Source organism: Streptomyces sp. NPDC001728 (assembly GCF_040297565.1).
GTDB lineage: Bacteria > Actinomycetota > Actinomycetes > Streptomycetales > Streptomycetaceae > Streptomyces.
In genome coordinates, this window is the sequence record NZ_JBEOZK010000011.1 from 83,443 (window position 1) to 97,097 (window position 13,655).

Genomic DNA, 13,655 nt, shown 5'->3' on the forward strand with positions numbered 1-13,655 from the left:
GGACACGACGGGGGTGCGCGTCGGGCCTCAGGCGTCAGCTCCCACGGCTCACGGCTCACGGCTCAGGGCTCACGGCTCAGGGCTCCGGGTTCCGGGTTCCGGGCCTTCCTGTCTCCAGTCCTCAGTCCTTCAGGAAGGTTTCCACGGTCGTCAGGAGCCCCTCCGCGTCGTCATGCCACGGGAAGTGCCCGGCGCCCGCCACGACGGCCGGCTCGCCCTTCGGGAACAGCTCCGCGTACGCGGTGGCCGTCGGCACCGGGGTGTTCGCGTCGCCCTCGCCGGCGACGACGAGGACCGGCCGGTCGAACGTCGCCAACACCGCGCGCGTGGCGGCCGGTTCGAAGGCGCCCTCGCTGCTGTGGACGGCCGCCCCCTCGGCGTTGCGCCGCCGGTCGCTCTCCGCGTGCCGCTCCCGCGCCGCCTCGTCCCAGGTGCCGTGGAAGAACGGCGCGACCGCCGCGAAGGCCGCCGCGCTCCCGCGCCCCGCCGCGAGCTCCTCCAGGGCCGCGTACGCCTCCGGGAACCACGGCTCCTCCTCGCGCCACGGCCGGCGGGCCGCCGCGAGCCGCTCCTCGCCGCTCGTGTCGATCCCGACGGCCGCCGTGCCCGGGGTGAGGAGGACCAGGCGGGCCACCCGCTGCGGGTACCGGGCCGTGTACAGCGCCGCGAGGTTCGCGCCCGCCGAGTGCCCGAGCACGTCGACGGTCTCCAGGCCCAGGTGCGCGCGCAGCGCCTCCACGTCCTCGACGAGCCGGTCGCAGCGGTACGAGGCCGGGTCGTCCGGCACGGCGGACGCGCCCGTGCCCCTGAGGTCGAGCCGGATCAGCCGCCGGTGGGCGCTCAGCCCGCCGAGGTCGCCGAGGTAGGCGGAGTCCTGGAAGGGGCCGCCGGGGAGACAGAGCAGCGGGGTACCGGAGCCGGACACGTGGTAGGCGAGCGTCGTGCCGTCGGGCGCGGAGAAGGTCTGCGGGGCGGAGGGCTGCGGGGCGGAGGGCTGCGCGGAGGAGGGCTGCGGGGCGGAGGGCTGCGCGGAGGAGGGCTGCGGGGCGGAGGGCTGCGCGGAGGAGGGCTGCGGGGCGGAGGGCTGCGGTGTGGAGGTGGTCACGGGCGCGACCCTGACAGTGGCTCCGGGGCAGGTCAAGGGAGTTTTCAGGGTCGAGGGGCCAGGCCGGCGCCGCCGCACCGTGGCAGGCTTGGGTCATGCGATCTGCTCTGTGTGCTCTCGGCGCGGCGGCGGCCCTGGTGCTGCTCCCGGCCGGTCTCGCCCATGCCGAAGGGCAGGAGCCCGACCGGGACTTCACCATCGAGGACTCCCGGGTCACCGAGTCCAGCGGCCTCGCCGCGAGCCGGGCCCACCCCGGGATCTACTGGACGCACAACGACCAGGACGCCCCCCTGATCTACGGCATCGACTCCCGTACGGGAAAGACGGTCGCGACCCTGACGATGAAGGGGGTCGGGACCCCCCGGGACATGGAGGCCATCGCGATCGGCCCGGACGGCGACATCTACGTCGGCGACATCGGCGACAATCTCGACGGCTCCTGGGACCACGTCTGGATCTACCGCTTCCCCGAGCCGAAGGAGCTGGGGGACCGGACGGTGGCGGCGAAGCAGTACGTCGTGAAGTACGCCGACGGGCCGCGCAACGCCGAGGCACTGATGGTCCATCCGAAGACCGGCCGGGTGTACATCGCCAGCAAGAACGAGGACGGCGGCGGGCTGTACGCGGGCCCCGAGCGGCTCTCCTCCTCGGGGACGAACGTCTTCCGGAAGGTCGACGAGGTGCCGTGGGTGACCGACGGCGCCTTCTCGCCGGACGGTGGCAGGCTGGTCCTGCGCGGCTACTTCAGCGCGAAGGAGTACGCCTGGAAGGAGGGCGGCCCGGGCGGCGGCAGCCTCGGTGACGACGGCACGGCGGTCGGGGCCCCCTTCCAGGGGCAGGCGGAGTCGGTGACGTACACGAGAGACGGCTCGGCGTTCATGTTCGGCTCGGAGGGCCGCGACAGCCGGGTCCTGCGGGTGGAGCGGCCAGGAGCGGAGCAGCCCTCCGGGAAGCCGAAGGAGTCGCCGGGCGGCGCGCCCGACTCCCCCTCGTCCCCCGCAGCCGAGGGCGAGAAGGGCAACGTCACCGTCGGCTTCCTCGTCCTCGCGGGCGCCACGATCCTCGTGGTCGGCGTCAAACGACTGCTGCGCCGGGACTGAGCCCGGAGCGGCGGATCAGCAGGGGCTCACGTACCAGACCCAGCGCCATGGCCTGCGGGTCGTAGCTGAGACCGCCGGGCGAGGTCCAGCGGATGGCCTTGGCCTTGTCGTAGAAGTCCGCGTACAGGTCCGAGCGCTGGTTGTTGATCCAGGAGCCGGTCGTGTTCCACTCGATGCGGAACAGGTGGTCGCAGGTGAACATGTCGAACCGGTCGCCCGTGAAGTTCTCGAACTTGTAGGCGCACACGTACGAGCAGCGGCAGGTGCCCACGGTGTCGCCCGGGACCGCCGTCGCGTCCAGGTCGCGGGCCTTCCGCTCCCCGGGAAGCGTCAGCAGCAGCTCGCCGCCGGGCAGGGCGATCTTGTCGGCGGCGACCTGGGTGCCCCCGGTGCTCGCCAGATCTGCGAGTTCCACGACGAGGGGCGGCTCCCGCAGGTCACCCTGCTGCGCCTGTCCCGGGCCGCGCTGCCCCTGCCGCAGAACCGGGCGGACCGCCTCCTCGGCAGGGCGCTCCCCGCCCGCACCGGCTCGGGGGCGCTGCTCGCCACCTACCTGAACGGGCTCCGCGCCGAGGCCGACCGGTGCGCGCCCGCCGAGCTGCGCCGACTGGGCGGCACGGCTCTCGACCTCGCCGCCACCTTCCTGGCCGCCGCCGGCGACAGCCCGGCCCCGCTGCCCGCCGAGACCCGGCAGCAGGTCCTGCGCACCCGCGTCCGCGCCTTCATCGACCACAACCTGTCCGATCCGGAGCTGGGCCCGGCGGCCGTCGCCGCCCACCGCCACATCTCCGTACGCCTCCTCCATCTGCTCTTCCGTGAGGAGCCGGAGACGGTCGGAGCCCTGATCCGGCGCCTCCGCCTCGAACGCAGCAGGGCGGACCTCGCCGACCCGCTTCTCGGGCACTGCGGAATCGGCGAGATCGCGAGCCGCTGGGGCTTCCGGCGCCAGGCGGACTTCAGCCGCGCCTTCCGCCGCGCGTACGGCATGGCGCCCAGCGACCACCGCCGCGGAAGCCGCTGATCTCAGAGGTCCGGGTGAGGCGGAGGGCCCCCGGCCCGGGATGCGCCGACGAGGTCGGCCCGGGTATGCCGAAGGGCCCGGCGCGGACGGTGTCCGGTGCCGGGCCCTTCGTACGACCAGAGGTCAGAGCTTTTCGATCACGTAGTCGATGCACGCCGTCAGGGCGCGGACGTCCGCCGGGTCGACCGCCGGGAACATCGCGACGCGCAGCTGGTTGCGGCCCAGCTTTCGGTACGGCTCCGTGTCGACGATGCCGTTCGCGCGCAGCACCCTCGCGACCGCCGCCGCGTCGATCTCGTCCGCGAAGTCGATCGTGCCGATGACCTGCGAGCGCTTCGCCGCGTCCGTGACGAACGGCGTCGCGTACTTGGACTCCTCGGCCCAGCCGTACAGCGCGTCCGAGGACTCCTTCGTACGGGCCACGGCCCAGTCCAGACCGCCCTGGCCGTTGATCCACTTCAGCTGCTCGTTGAGCAGGAAGAGGGTCGAGAGCGCCGGGGTGTTGTACGTCTGGTTCTTGAGCGAGTTGTCGATCGCCGTCGGCAGGGAGAAGAACTCCGGGATGTGACGGCCGGAGTCCTTGATCGTCTGCGCCCGCTCCAGCGCGGCCGGCGAGAACGCCGCCAGCCACAGGCCGCCCTCGGCGGCGAAGGACTTCTGCGGGGCGAAGTAGTAGACGTCCGTCTCGGCGATGTCGACCGGGAGGCCGCCCGCGCCGGAGGTCGCGTCGACCAGGACGAGCGCGCCCGCGTCGGCGCCGGCGACCCGCTTGACCGGGGCGGCGACACCGGTGGAGGTCTCGTTGTGGGTGTACGCGTAGACGTCGACACCCGCCTCGGCCACCGGCTCCGGGTGGGTGCCCGGGTCGGAGGAGATCACGGTCGGCTCGGCCAGCCACGGGGCCAGCTTGGCGGCCTTCGCGAACTTGGAGGAGAACTCGCCGAAGGTGAGGTGCTGCGACTTGTGCTCGATCAGACCGTGCGTCGCGACGTCCCAGAAGGCGGTGGAGCCGCCGTTGCCCAGGATCACCTCGTAGCCCTCGGGGAGGGAGAAGAGGTCACGGATGCCGGTACGTACCTCGCCGACCAGGTTCTTGACCGGAGCCTGGCGGTGGGAGGTGCCGAGGAGGGAGGTGCCGGTGGCGGCCAGGGCGTCCAGCGCCTCCGTACGCACCTTGGAGGGGCCCGCGCCGAAACGGCCGTCGGCGGGCTTGATGTCAGCGGGAATCTGGATATCAGCCACGAGGCGGAGAGTATCGGGTCGTGAAGGGGCCGGTCGCCGGATGTCCGCCCGATGAGACGAGGACTGAGACATCCTGGGCTTGTGGGAACACACGAGGAACAGGCTCCGGAAGCAGCTCGACTCGGCGCGGATCTGCGGTCCGCCATTGCCGGGGAGGTCGACTTCTCGACCACCGCGCGCGCCCTGGCGACCATGGACGCCTCCAACTACCGCCGTGTGCCCGCCGGTACGGTCGCGCCGCGCGACGCCGACGACGTGGCGGCGGTCCTGGAGGTGTGCCGGGCGCACGGCACACCGGTCGTCGCACGCGGCGGCGGCACGTCCATCGGAGGCCAGGCCACCGGCACCGGCGTCGTGCTCGACCTCACACGGCACATGGCCGGACTGGTCTCCCTGGACCCGGAGGAGCGGACGGCCGTCGTCCGGCCGGGGCTCGTCCTCGACCGGCTGAGGGACGCGGCACGGCCGTACGGACTGACCTTCGGCCCCGACCCGTCCACCCACAGCCGCTGCACCCTCGGCGGCATGATCGGCAACAACGCGTGCGGGGCGCACTCGGTCGCCTGGGGCACCACCGCGGACAACGTGAGCTCGCTCGATGTGGTGACGTACCAGGGCGAGAGGTTGACATTGGGGCGGGAGGGGCGGGGTGCGCCGCCCGGACTGATGGACCTCGTCGGCCGGAACCTCGCGCTGCTGAGGACCGGATACCCGGAAGGGCTGCCGCGCCGGATCTCCGGGTACGCGCTCGACGCGCTGCTGCCCGAGCGGGGCGCGGACGTGGCCCGTTCGTTCTGCGGCAGCGAGGGCACGCTCGGGGTGGTGACGGAGGCGACGGTACGCCTGGTCCGGCTGCCGGCCGATCCGGTGCTGGTGGTGCTGGGGTACGCGGACGAGAGCGCGGCGGCGGACGCGGCGGCGGGCCTGCTGGCGTACGGACCGCTCACGGTGGAGGGGATGGCGGCGGATCTGGTGAGGGGTGGGGGCGCGGGCCGGGGTGCGGGCCCGGGGCAGGGTCGGGGTGGGGGTGCGGGTTCCGCTCGGGGTGCGGGCTCGGGGTCGGGTCGGGGTGGAGTGGAGGGGTTGCCCCGGGGTGGGGCGTGGTTGTTCTGCGAGGTGGACGGGGAAGGCGCGGCCCGGCGGCTCGTCCGGGCGGCCGACGCGCTGGACGCGGCCGTGGTGCGCGAGCCCGCGGGGCAGCGCGCGCTGTGGCGCATCAGGGAGGACGCGGCGGGGACGGCGACGCGGACGCCTGGGGGCACCTCTCGGACGGAGTCCGGGGGAGGGGGCGAGGCCTGGCCGGGGTGGGAGGACTGCGCGGTCCCGCCGGCGCGGCTCGGCGCGTACCTCCGCGAGTTCCGCGCGCTGCTGGCCGATTTCGGCCTCCGGGGAGTCCCGTACGGGCACTTCGGTGACGGCTGTGTGCACGTCCGGATCGACTTCGACCTGTGGACCGGGGAGGGGGTACGGGACTTCCGCCGCTTCTCGGAGGCGGTGGCCGATCTGGTGGTCGCCCACGGCGGCTCACTCTCCGGAGAGCACGGCGACGGGCAGGCGCGCGCCGAACTGCTCCCGAAGATGTACGGGGAGGAGCTGGTCGGCCTGTTCGGCGCGGTGAAGGACGTGTGGGACCCGGACGGGGGCCTCAACCCGGGGATGCTCGTCCGGCCGCGCCGGCTCGACGAGGGCCTGCGGTTCACCGGACTGCCGCTGGTCGGGGTCGGGAGGGAGGCGGCGCGGTGTGTGGGAGTGGCCAAGTGCCGCGTGGAAGGGCCGAGTTCGGGGCCGGACGTGATGTGTCCCTCGTACCGCGCGACCGGGGAGGAGAAGCACTCGACGCGCGGCCGGGCGAGGCTGCTGCACGAGATGGCGCTCGGGGAGGTCGTCACGGACGGCTGGCGCTCGGAGGAGGTGCGGGAGGCGCTGGACCTGTGTCTGTCGTGCAAGGGCTGCCGGAGTGACTGCCCGGTCGGCATCGACATGGCCGCGTACAAGGCGGAGTTCCTGGACCGGCACTACGCGGGGCCGCGCGGGTTCCTGCGCAGGCCGCGCTCCCACTGGACGATGGGCAGGCTGCCGCACTGGCTGGACCGGTTCGGACGGGCGCTGAACCCGGCGCTGGGGCTGCCGTTCGCGGCGCGGTGGGCGGGGCTGACACCGGAACGGACGATGCCGCGCGTGGCGGACAGCACGTTCACGTCCTGGTTCGCGGAACGAGCCTCGTCCCGCCCGCCGGCCCTGACCCTGTGGCCGGACACGTTCACGGACCACTTGTCACCGGAGGTGGGAAGGGCGGCGGTGCGGGTCCTGGAGGCGGCGGGACTGGGGGTCTCGCTGCCGCGGGGGAGGGTGTGCTGCGGGCTGACGTACGTGTCGACGGGGCAGCTGGGGGCGGCGCGGAAGGTGATGGGGCGGATGTTGGACGTGATGGAGGAGGAGGGAGCGGTGGAGGTAGAGGGGGATGGAGAGGGACCGGGAGGGGGATTGGCTGCGGGGGCGGGGGGAGGCGTGAGGCCGGTGGTCGTGCTTGAACCCTCGTGCGCGGCGACGCTGAGGACGGACCTGCCGGAGCTGCTGCCGGACGACCCGAGGGCGGCGAGCCTCGCGGCGTCGGTACACACGTTCGCGGAGGCGCTGGAGATGCTGGCGCCGGACTGGGAACCGCCGCACCTGGACCGGCCGGTGGCGGGGCAGACCCACTGCCACCAGCACGCGGTACTGGGGGACGGGCCGGACCGGCGGCTGAGGGAACGCGCGGGTCTGAGGGGAGAGCTGTCGGGCGGGTGCTGCGGCCTGGCGGGCAACTTCGGTTTCGAACCGGGCCACTACGAGGTCTCGGTCGCGTGCGCGGAGGACCAACTGCTCCCGGCCCTCAGGGAGGCCCCACCGGAGGCGGAAGTCCTGGCGGACGGCTTCTCGTGCAGGACGCAGATCGGGGAGTTGGCGGGGGAACGAGCGAAGGGCGGGAAAGGCATGAAGGGGGCGAAGGGAGTGAAGGGAGTGAAGGGGGGAGTGAAGGGGGTGGCGTCGGGTGCGGCTTCGGGGGCTGCGAAGGGACTCCGGGCGAGGCACTTGGCGGAGGTGCTGGCCGAGGGGCTGGAGCGAGGTTTCTAGGGGCGGGCCGGGTGTTCGGGGCTCGGGCCGCGCGGTGCGCCCGCCCTCTTTGTGAGTGTGGCGGCCGGGCGGAGCTCAGCGGCTTCCCGGCTCGCCTGCGACCGGGAATCCGCTCAGCGCCGCCAGGCGATCTCGGTCATAGGCTGGGTGCGGCACGATCGAGCCGAACAGGGCATGGGGTAGTGGGGTAGGGGGTATCGGGTTGGGTCGGCAGGAGCGGTATCGCAAGGTGGTCAGGCCGCTGCTGCGAGCCGGGCTCGAGGTGATACCCGACGCGGTTCCGGGTTCGGCGGTGCCGCATGTTCTGGGGTACGAACGCGAGCGGGTCTTCGGGTTCTGCCTGGTCGAGTACGAGGACCCGCGATTCGTGGAGCGGCTCAACGAGGCCTGGTACGAACTCGCCACGTCCTCCGGCCTGATCGACGAGAACCGCGAGTTCCTCCTCATGTTGCCCAGGGGGACCTGGACCGCCGAGGAAGACCGCCGGCGACGCACGATGCACGCCTGGCAGCGGGTCCGGCTGCTGGAACGGTGGGACATCATGGGGGCCGGCGCGGCGACGTTCCTCGGCATCCGTGCCGGCCATCCCGGCTTCGCCATGCTGGCCCTGGACAACAGCGTCTGGCTCCTGGCCGACACGTACGAAGCGGGTGCGGCCGTGTACGCGGTCCGCGATCCCGCCGGCTCTCCAGGGGTCCTGCGCGAGTTGAAGCGGCAGGTGGAGCGGCCCGCCAGGAAGAACGAAGACCGGGAGTTCCGACGTGACGTCGGCGTTTGGCTGGAGAGCGGGTAACTCCGCTGTACTCCTGGTAATAGCCCTCAAGTGGGCCCGGATCGGCCCTCCAAGGCCGAGTTACTGCGGGAAACCACTCGACCCACCCACCCAGACGGACAGGCGGGGCCTGAAGCCCGGCCCACCTGCGACCGGGACCCGCTAAGCGCCGCCGGGCCGCCCCGTTCCCCGCCCGCGCACCCCGGGACGAGGGAACTGCGCCCGCCCAGGCCCGCAACTGGCCAAGCCCCCACCCCCTCACCAGCGCGGCCGACCCCACCCCCAACCCCCAACCGATGCCCGGCCTCGCACCCCGCCCCCAACCTTCCACCCGCCCACGGCGCGCACCCACGCAGACCTGGCCCCGCTGCCGGTCGCGCCCGCGCCCGCGCCGCCCGCGCCCGCGCCGCCCGCGCCCGCGCCGCCCGTGCCCGGCGCCGCGTCGTCCTCACTTTCCGCTGACGATCTCGTGCGCCATCGCCGCCAGTGCCCCCGTCGCCGGGTGCGGGAACGCGTCGCGCCATGCCAGTACCACCGGCAGCGTCGGGGCGTCGGGCAAGGGGCGGTACGTGACGCCCGGGTGCGGGTGCAGCGCCGCCGTCGACGCGGACGAGACTCCGACGCCCCTGCCCGCCGCGATCGCCGTCAGCCAGTCGTCCGTGTTCGCGACCGTCACCGTGGCCGCCGGGCGCGCCCCCGGCGGCCAGAGGGTGAGCGCCGTCGTGCCCGACACCGTGTTCAGTACGACCGTGCCGTCCGCCAGGTCGTCGAGCGTCAGCCTCGGCCGGTCCGCCAGCGGGCTGTCGGCCGGGACCGCCGCGACGCGTTCCTCCGTCGTGAGTTCCTCGGTCACCAGCCCCGGCGCCTCGACCGGTCCCCTCAGCAGCGCCGCGTCCACCTCTCCCCGCGTCAGGCCCGCCGTGCGGTCGTCGACGCGGAGGAGTTCGAGCGGGGTCTCCGGGTGCTCGCGCTGCCATCGCCGTAGCAACGGCGTCGTGTACGGGCCGAACGCCGACCACGCGTGCCCCAGGCGCAGCGGCCGGTGTCTGAGCCTCGCCGGGTCCACGGCGGCGTCGAACGCTGCGAGCGCCGCCGCCGCCCGGTCCTGGAAGGCGCGGCCGTCGGCGGTCAGGGCGAGGTGGTGGGTGCTGCGCTCGACGAGCCGGGCGCCCAAGTGCGTTTCGAGCGCGGCGAGCGTGCGGGAGACGGCCGGCTGGGTGAGGTGGAGTCGCACGGCCGCCCTGGTGAGGCTGGATTCCTCGGCGATGGCGAGGAAGCAGCGGAGGTGGCGTAGCTCGATGCTCATGCCTTCCGAGCATAACCGCAGCCCAATCGGCATTTCCGGTGCCGCGCGGGGGCTCGTAGCGTGGGAGGGGGACTTTGGCGACATCGAGCCAAGGGTGCATTATTCTGGACTGAAAGTGCAGTTCAGTGAACGAGTGAGGAGTCGTCGGTGGACAGTCCGGTCAAGGAGGCGACCCTGACCCCGGCCCCCGCCCCGGCGCGCGCCGGGGTCGGCGCGGGGTCGAAGGGCGCCCCGGGAGCGGCAGGCTCCTCGGGGACGGCGGGCTCCTCGGGAGCGCCCGGCACCCCGGGAGCGGCAGGTGCCCCCGAGTCGACGGGCTTCGCGGCCCGTAAGGGATCCGGCCACCGGCTCGGCCCCGTCGCGCTCGTCGTCGCCGGCGGGCTCTCCGTGCAGTTCGGCTCCGCCGTCGCCGTCCTTCTGATGCCCCGGGCCGGCGCCCTCGGTGTCGTGACCCTGCGGCTCGTGCTCGCCGCCCTTGTCCTGCTCCTGGTCTGCCGCCCCAAGGTCCGGGGCTACAGCCGGGCCGACTGGGGCACGGTCGTCGCGTTCGGTACGGCCATGGCGGGGATGAACATCCTCTTCTACCAGGCCGCCGACCGCATACCGCTGGGCGCGGCGGTGACCCTGGAGGTCCTCGGCCCGCTGATCCTCTCGGTCGTCGCCTCCCGGCGTCTGGTGAACCTGCTCTGGGCCGGGCTGGCCCTCGGCGGTGTCGTCCTGCTCGGCGGTGGCGGTCTGGACCGGCTGGATCCGGTCGGTGCCGGGTTCGCGCTGGCCGCGGGCGTGATGTGGGCGACGTACATCGTGTTCAGCGCGCGCACGGGCCGACGCTTCCCGCAGGCCGACGGGCTCGCGCTCGCGATGGCGTTCGGCGCGGTCCTGAGCCTGCCGCTGGGCATCGCGGAGGCGGGCGCCAAGCTCCTCGTGCCGTCGACGATCGCCCTGGGTCTGGGGGTCGCGCTGATGTCCTCCGTCCTGCCGTACACCCTCGAACTCCTCGCCCTGCGCCGCCTGCCCGCGCCCACGTTCGCGATCCTGATGAGCCTGGAACCGGCCATCGCGGCGGCGGCCGGCTTCCTCGTCCTCCACCAGGGCCTGTCGCTGACGGACGCGCTGGCCATCGCTCTCGTCATCGCGGCGAGCATGGGTGCGATCCGCACCCAGGTCCGGGGCAACCGGACACGGGACCTCGCCTCCTAGGGCAAGGAGCTTCCCGGCCGGGCCCGTAAGGGGTGGGCCCCCGGCCCGGCCCGGCCCGTAGGGGCCCCCGGCCCGGCCCGGCCCGTAGGGGGCCCGGCCCGTAGGGGGAGGGGAGGGCAGGGGCGCGGGGCCCCGCACCCGGGTTCCGTGACGATCCGCCGTCCTCTCCCGCCCAGCCCTAGACTCCCGGCGTGATCGCCGAACTGCAGTGCCTCGTCATCGACTGCCCCGTGCCCGCCGAGCTCGCCGAGTTCTACCGCGCCGTCCTCGGCGGCGAGGTCGACCGGCCGGATCCCCGCTGGCACCTCGGTGCGGCCTGGTCCACCCTGCACACGCCCGGCGGGCTCGTCCTCTGCTTCCAGGGCGTCGCCGACCACCGCCCGCCGACGTGGCCGCACCCCGACCGCCCCCAGCAGGCCCATCTCGACTTCGAGGTCGCCGACCTGGACGCCGCCGACGAGCGGGTCCGCGCCCTGGGGGCGACCCTCCTGGACGCGGGCGAGGGCACCCGACGCTGGAAGGTCTACGCGGACCCGGCCGGTCACCCCTTCTGCCTGGTCAGACACTGACCCGATCCTGTTGATCATTGGCTTTCGGGCTGTTTCCCGTGGGTGCGGCCTCCTCGACGATGGGTTTCTCATCGGACGTACGCGTTGCGCGTGCGAGGGAAGGAGGCCGTCGTGGCCCTGGAGATGCGTGACCGGTGCGAGAAGTGCGGGACCGCCGCCCTCGCGGCCGACGGGGACGCCCGGATCTGCTCGTACGAGTGCAGTTTCTGCGTGCCCTGCGCCGACGCCATGAGCGATGTCTGTCCCAACTGTGGGGGTGAACTCGTGCCCCGGCCCCGCCGGACCGCCGGGTAGGCCGCGATCGGCCGCCGTGGCATCGGTGCTGGTCGGCCGGGTGGCGGGTCCGGGGGTCCATCAGCGTCACTGATGACAGTTGATACCTTCGCGAAGGTTTTTATTTCATGGGTCCATGACCGCATCCACCAGCTCCACTCCGGAGCCGGCTCCTCTGCCGGCTCGCCCCGGGGCCTACCCGGACGGCAGGACCACCCCCCTCGCTGACGCCGTGCTCGCAGTCGCCCGACGTGACATCGCCACGTTCCACGCGCTGCCGCTCTCGCACGGCCGGTCTATCCGCGACTCCCACATGCGGGAGACCTACGAGGCGCTCTTCGGCGCCGCGCAGCTCGCGGCCGACGTGTCCTACAGCGGCACGATGCTCGACTCCTTCTTCCGGCCCCGAGGCCCGCTCCGGGAGGCCCAGCGCCTCGCCGCCCGCAGCTTCGGTGCCGACGCCACCTTCTTCCTGTCGGCCGGCACCAGCACCGCCAACCGCGTCGCGCTCACCGCGCTGACCCAGCCCGGCTCCCGGGTCCTCGCGGACCGCTCCTGCCATCAGTCGGTGCACTTCGCACTCAACTCGCTCGGCGTCCAGGTCGCGTACGCACCCATGCAGCGCTGCTGCGACGACTGCCCGCGGACGTACGCCGACCTGCCCCGGCTCCTCGAGATGTTCCGCGCCGCCGCCGTCGAGGGCCGGCCCTACGACACCGTCGTCCTCTCCGCCGTCTCCTACGACGGTGTCCGGTACGACCTGCCGACCGTCCTCGCGGAACTCGCCGCCGTCCACCCCGGCGTCTCCGTCCTCGTCGACGAGGCCTGGGGCGCGGCCCACCGCTTCCACCCCCGGCTGCGCCCGCTCACCGCGCTGCACGCCGTCGAGGCACTGCGCGCCGCCGACCCCCGCCTCGCCATGAACGTCGCCGTCACCCACTCCGCGCACAAGTCGATGTCCGCGCTCCGGCAGGGCTCGTACCTGCACCTCATCGGCGACGGCGAAGCCCGCGAACGCACCGCGCAGGCCCTCTTCCAGCACCACACCACCTCGCCCAGCTGGCCCGTCCTCGCCAGCCTGGACCTGGCCCGGCTCCAGGCCGAGACGGAGGGCGAGGCGCTCCTCGGCCGTTCCCTCGGCCTCGCCCGCACCCTGCGCGTCGAACTCGCCACGGACCCGCGCCTCTCCGCGTACCGGCCGCTCGGGCCCGACGGGCACCTCGTCGACCCGGCGCAGCTCGTCAGCGACGACCCCACCCGGGTCCTCGTCGACATCAGCGCCCTCGGCGTCACGGCGGCGGACTTCCGGCGGATGCTCTTCGACGAGTACGCGCTGTACGTCGCCCGTGAGAGCGGCGACGCCGTCCTCTTCCACATCCACATCGGTGTGGACGAGGCGACGCTGCTACGGCTCCTCGAAGCCCTCCGCACCATCCAGCGCACCTACCGAAGCGCCTCGGCGGCCCTGTCCACGGGCACCTCCGAGCACTTCATCATCGCCTACCCGCCCGGCATCCCCATCACCGTGCCCGGCGAGAAGCTCTGCGAGCGGACGCTCAGTCAGATCGACTCCCTGCGGTCCAGTGGCTGCGAGATCTACACGCTGCGGAACCCGACCGTCTCGGCGGGCGAACTGGCCGCGCAGGCGGCGGCGACGGGGGCCCTGCCGTCCGTGCCGTCGATCCCGTCGATCCCGCCCCTCCCCTCCCTGCCGTCCGTGCCAGCCGTTCCGTCCGTGCCTCCCGCGCCGGTCTCCGCTCGCCTCGCCGGTGCGGCCACCGCCGTATCCGCCGCGTCGACCACCGCGGCCACGGTGTCGGCGGCGGCGAACGCCACGGCCGGCGCCACCCGCTGAGGTCCGGGACCCCGCACCCGAGCCCCGCACCCGAGCCCCGCACCCGAGCCCCGCACCCGAGCCCCGCACCCGAGCCCCGCACCCGAGCCCCGCACCCG

At 73.5% G+C, this 13,655-nt stretch carries 12 protein-coding genes; 8 read left to right on the forward strand and 4 right to left on the reverse strand.

Annotated features, from left to right (window positions below; genetic code table 11):
* Positions 1-121 precede the first annotated feature (121 nt).
* The gene (locus ABT154_RS18455) at positions 122-925 is read right to left on the reverse strand and encodes an alpha/beta fold hydrolase (RefSeq protein WP_351858017.1); all 804 of its coding nucleotides are present in this window, start codon (positions 923-925) and stop codon (positions 122-124) included.
* A gap of 275 nt (positions 926-1,200) precedes the next feature.
* Here ABT154_RS18455 and ABT154_RS18460 point away from each other — a divergent pair, with 275 nt between their 5' ends.
* A complete protein-coding gene (locus ABT154_RS18460) occupies positions 1,201-2,205 on the forward strand; it encodes an SdiA-regulated/phytase-like domain-containing protein (protein ID WP_351857884.1) in 1,005 nt (334 codons plus the stop codon).
* Here ABT154_RS18460 and ABT154_RS18465 read toward each other — a convergent pair.
* On the reverse strand, positions 2,180-2,407 hold the full coding sequence (locus tag ABT154_RS18465; RefSeq protein WP_351857885.1) for a hypothetical protein: 228 nt from the start codon (positions 2,405-2,407) through the stop codon (positions 2,180-2,182). The two genes, ABT154_RS18460 and ABT154_RS18465, sit on opposite strands and share 26 nt — an antisense overlap.
* Between ABT154_RS18465 and ABT154_RS18470 the strand changes: the two genes are divergently transcribed.
* The gene (locus ABT154_RS18470; protein WP_351857886.1) at positions 2,390-3,226 is read left to right on the forward strand and encodes a helix-turn-helix domain-containing protein; all 837 of its coding nucleotides are present in this window, start codon (positions 2,390-2,392) and stop codon (positions 3,224-3,226) included. The genes ABT154_RS18465 and ABT154_RS18470 overlap by 18 nt on opposite strands.
* A gap of 123 nt (positions 3,227-3,349) precedes the next feature.
* On the opposite strand, the gene serC is transcribed toward ABT154_RS18470, so the two are convergent.
* On the reverse strand, positions 3,350-4,468 hold the full coding sequence (gene serC / locus ABT154_RS18475; protein WP_351857887.1) for a phosphoserine transaminase: 1,119 nt from the start codon (positions 4,466-4,468) through the stop codon (positions 3,350-3,352).
* 51 nt (positions 4,469-4,519) lie between these two features.
* On the opposite strand from serC, the gene ABT154_RS18480 reads away from it, so the two are divergent.
* Both ABT154_RS18480 and ABT154_RS18485 read left to right on the forward strand, forming a co-directional pair.
* Positions 4,520-7,582, forward strand: coding sequence for an FAD-binding and (Fe-S)-binding domain-containing protein (locus tag ABT154_RS18480; protein ID WP_351857888.1), 3,063 nt, complete (start codon positions 4,520-4,522; stop codon positions 7,580-7,582).
* Between the two features lie 292 nt (positions 7,583-7,874).
* Positions 7,875-8,375 carry a hypothetical protein gene (locus ABT154_RS18485; RefSeq protein ID WP_351857889.1) on the forward strand — a complete coding sequence of 167 codons (501 nt, stop codon included), beginning with the start codon at positions 7,875-7,877 and terminating at the stop codon, positions 8,373-8,375.
* 427 nt (positions 8,376-8,802) lie between these two features.
* On the opposite strand, the gene ABT154_RS18490 is transcribed toward ABT154_RS18485, so the two are convergent.
* Positions 8,803-9,660: a LysR family transcriptional regulator gene (locus tag ABT154_RS18490; RefSeq protein WP_351857890.1), complete on the reverse strand. Its 858-nt coding sequence runs from the start codon at positions 9,658-9,660 to the stop codon at positions 8,803-8,805.
* A 147-nt stretch (positions 9,661-9,807) separates the two neighbouring features.
* Between ABT154_RS18490 and ABT154_RS18495 the strand changes: the two genes are divergently transcribed.
* The 4 genes from ABT154_RS18495 (at position 9,808) to ABT154_RS18510 (ending at position 13,557) form a co-directional block, all read left to right on the forward strand.
* The gene (locus ABT154_RS18495) at positions 9,808-10,860 is read left to right on the forward strand and encodes an EamA family transporter (protein ID WP_351857891.1); all 1,053 of its coding nucleotides are present in this window, start codon (positions 9,808-9,810) and stop codon (positions 10,858-10,860) included.
* Positions 10,861-11,051: 191 nt separating this feature from the next.
* Positions 11,052-11,429: a VOC family protein gene (locus tag ABT154_RS18500; RefSeq protein ID WP_351857892.1), complete on the forward strand. Its 378-nt coding sequence runs from the start codon at positions 11,052-11,054 to the stop codon at positions 11,427-11,429.
* Positions 11,430-11,540: 111 nt separating this feature from the next.
* Positions 11,541-11,723 carry a DUF1272 domain-containing protein gene (locus tag ABT154_RS18505; protein ID WP_317876346.1) on the forward strand — a complete coding sequence of 61 codons (183 nt, stop codon included), beginning with the start codon at positions 11,541-11,543 and terminating at the stop codon, positions 11,721-11,723.
* Positions 11,724-11,838: 115 nt separating this feature from the next.
* Positions 11,839-13,557, forward strand: coding sequence for an aminotransferase class I/II-fold pyridoxal phosphate-dependent enzyme (locus ABT154_RS18510; RefSeq protein WP_351857893.1), 1,719 nt, complete (start codon positions 11,839-11,841; stop codon positions 13,555-13,557).
* The last annotated feature ends 98 nt before the right edge of the window (positions 13,558-13,655 follow it).

What these genes read in the sequence shown, in the direction of transcription:
- ABT154_RS18460 (WP_351857884.1), top strand. Translation starts at nt 1,201, where the DNA reads ATGCGATCTGCTCTGTGTGCTCTCGGCGCGGCGGCGGCCCTGGTGCTG.
- ABT154_RS18465 (WP_351857885.1), bottom strand. Translation starts at nt 2,407, where the DNA reads ATGTTCACCTGCGACCACCTGTTCCGCATCGAGTGGAACACGACCGGC.
- ABT154_RS18480 (WP_351857888.1), top strand. Translation starts at nt 4,520, where the DNA reads ATGAGACGAGGACTGAGACATCCTGGGCTTGTGGGAACACACGAGGAA.
- ABT154_RS18490 (WP_351857890.1), bottom strand. Translation starts at nt 9,660, where the DNA reads ATGAGCATCGAGCTACGCCACCTCCGCTGCTTCCTCGCCATCGCCGAG.
- ABT154_RS18510 (WP_351857893.1), top strand. Translation starts at nt 11,839, where the DNA reads ATGACCGCATCCACCAGCTCCACTCCGGAGCCGGCTCCTCTGCCGGCT.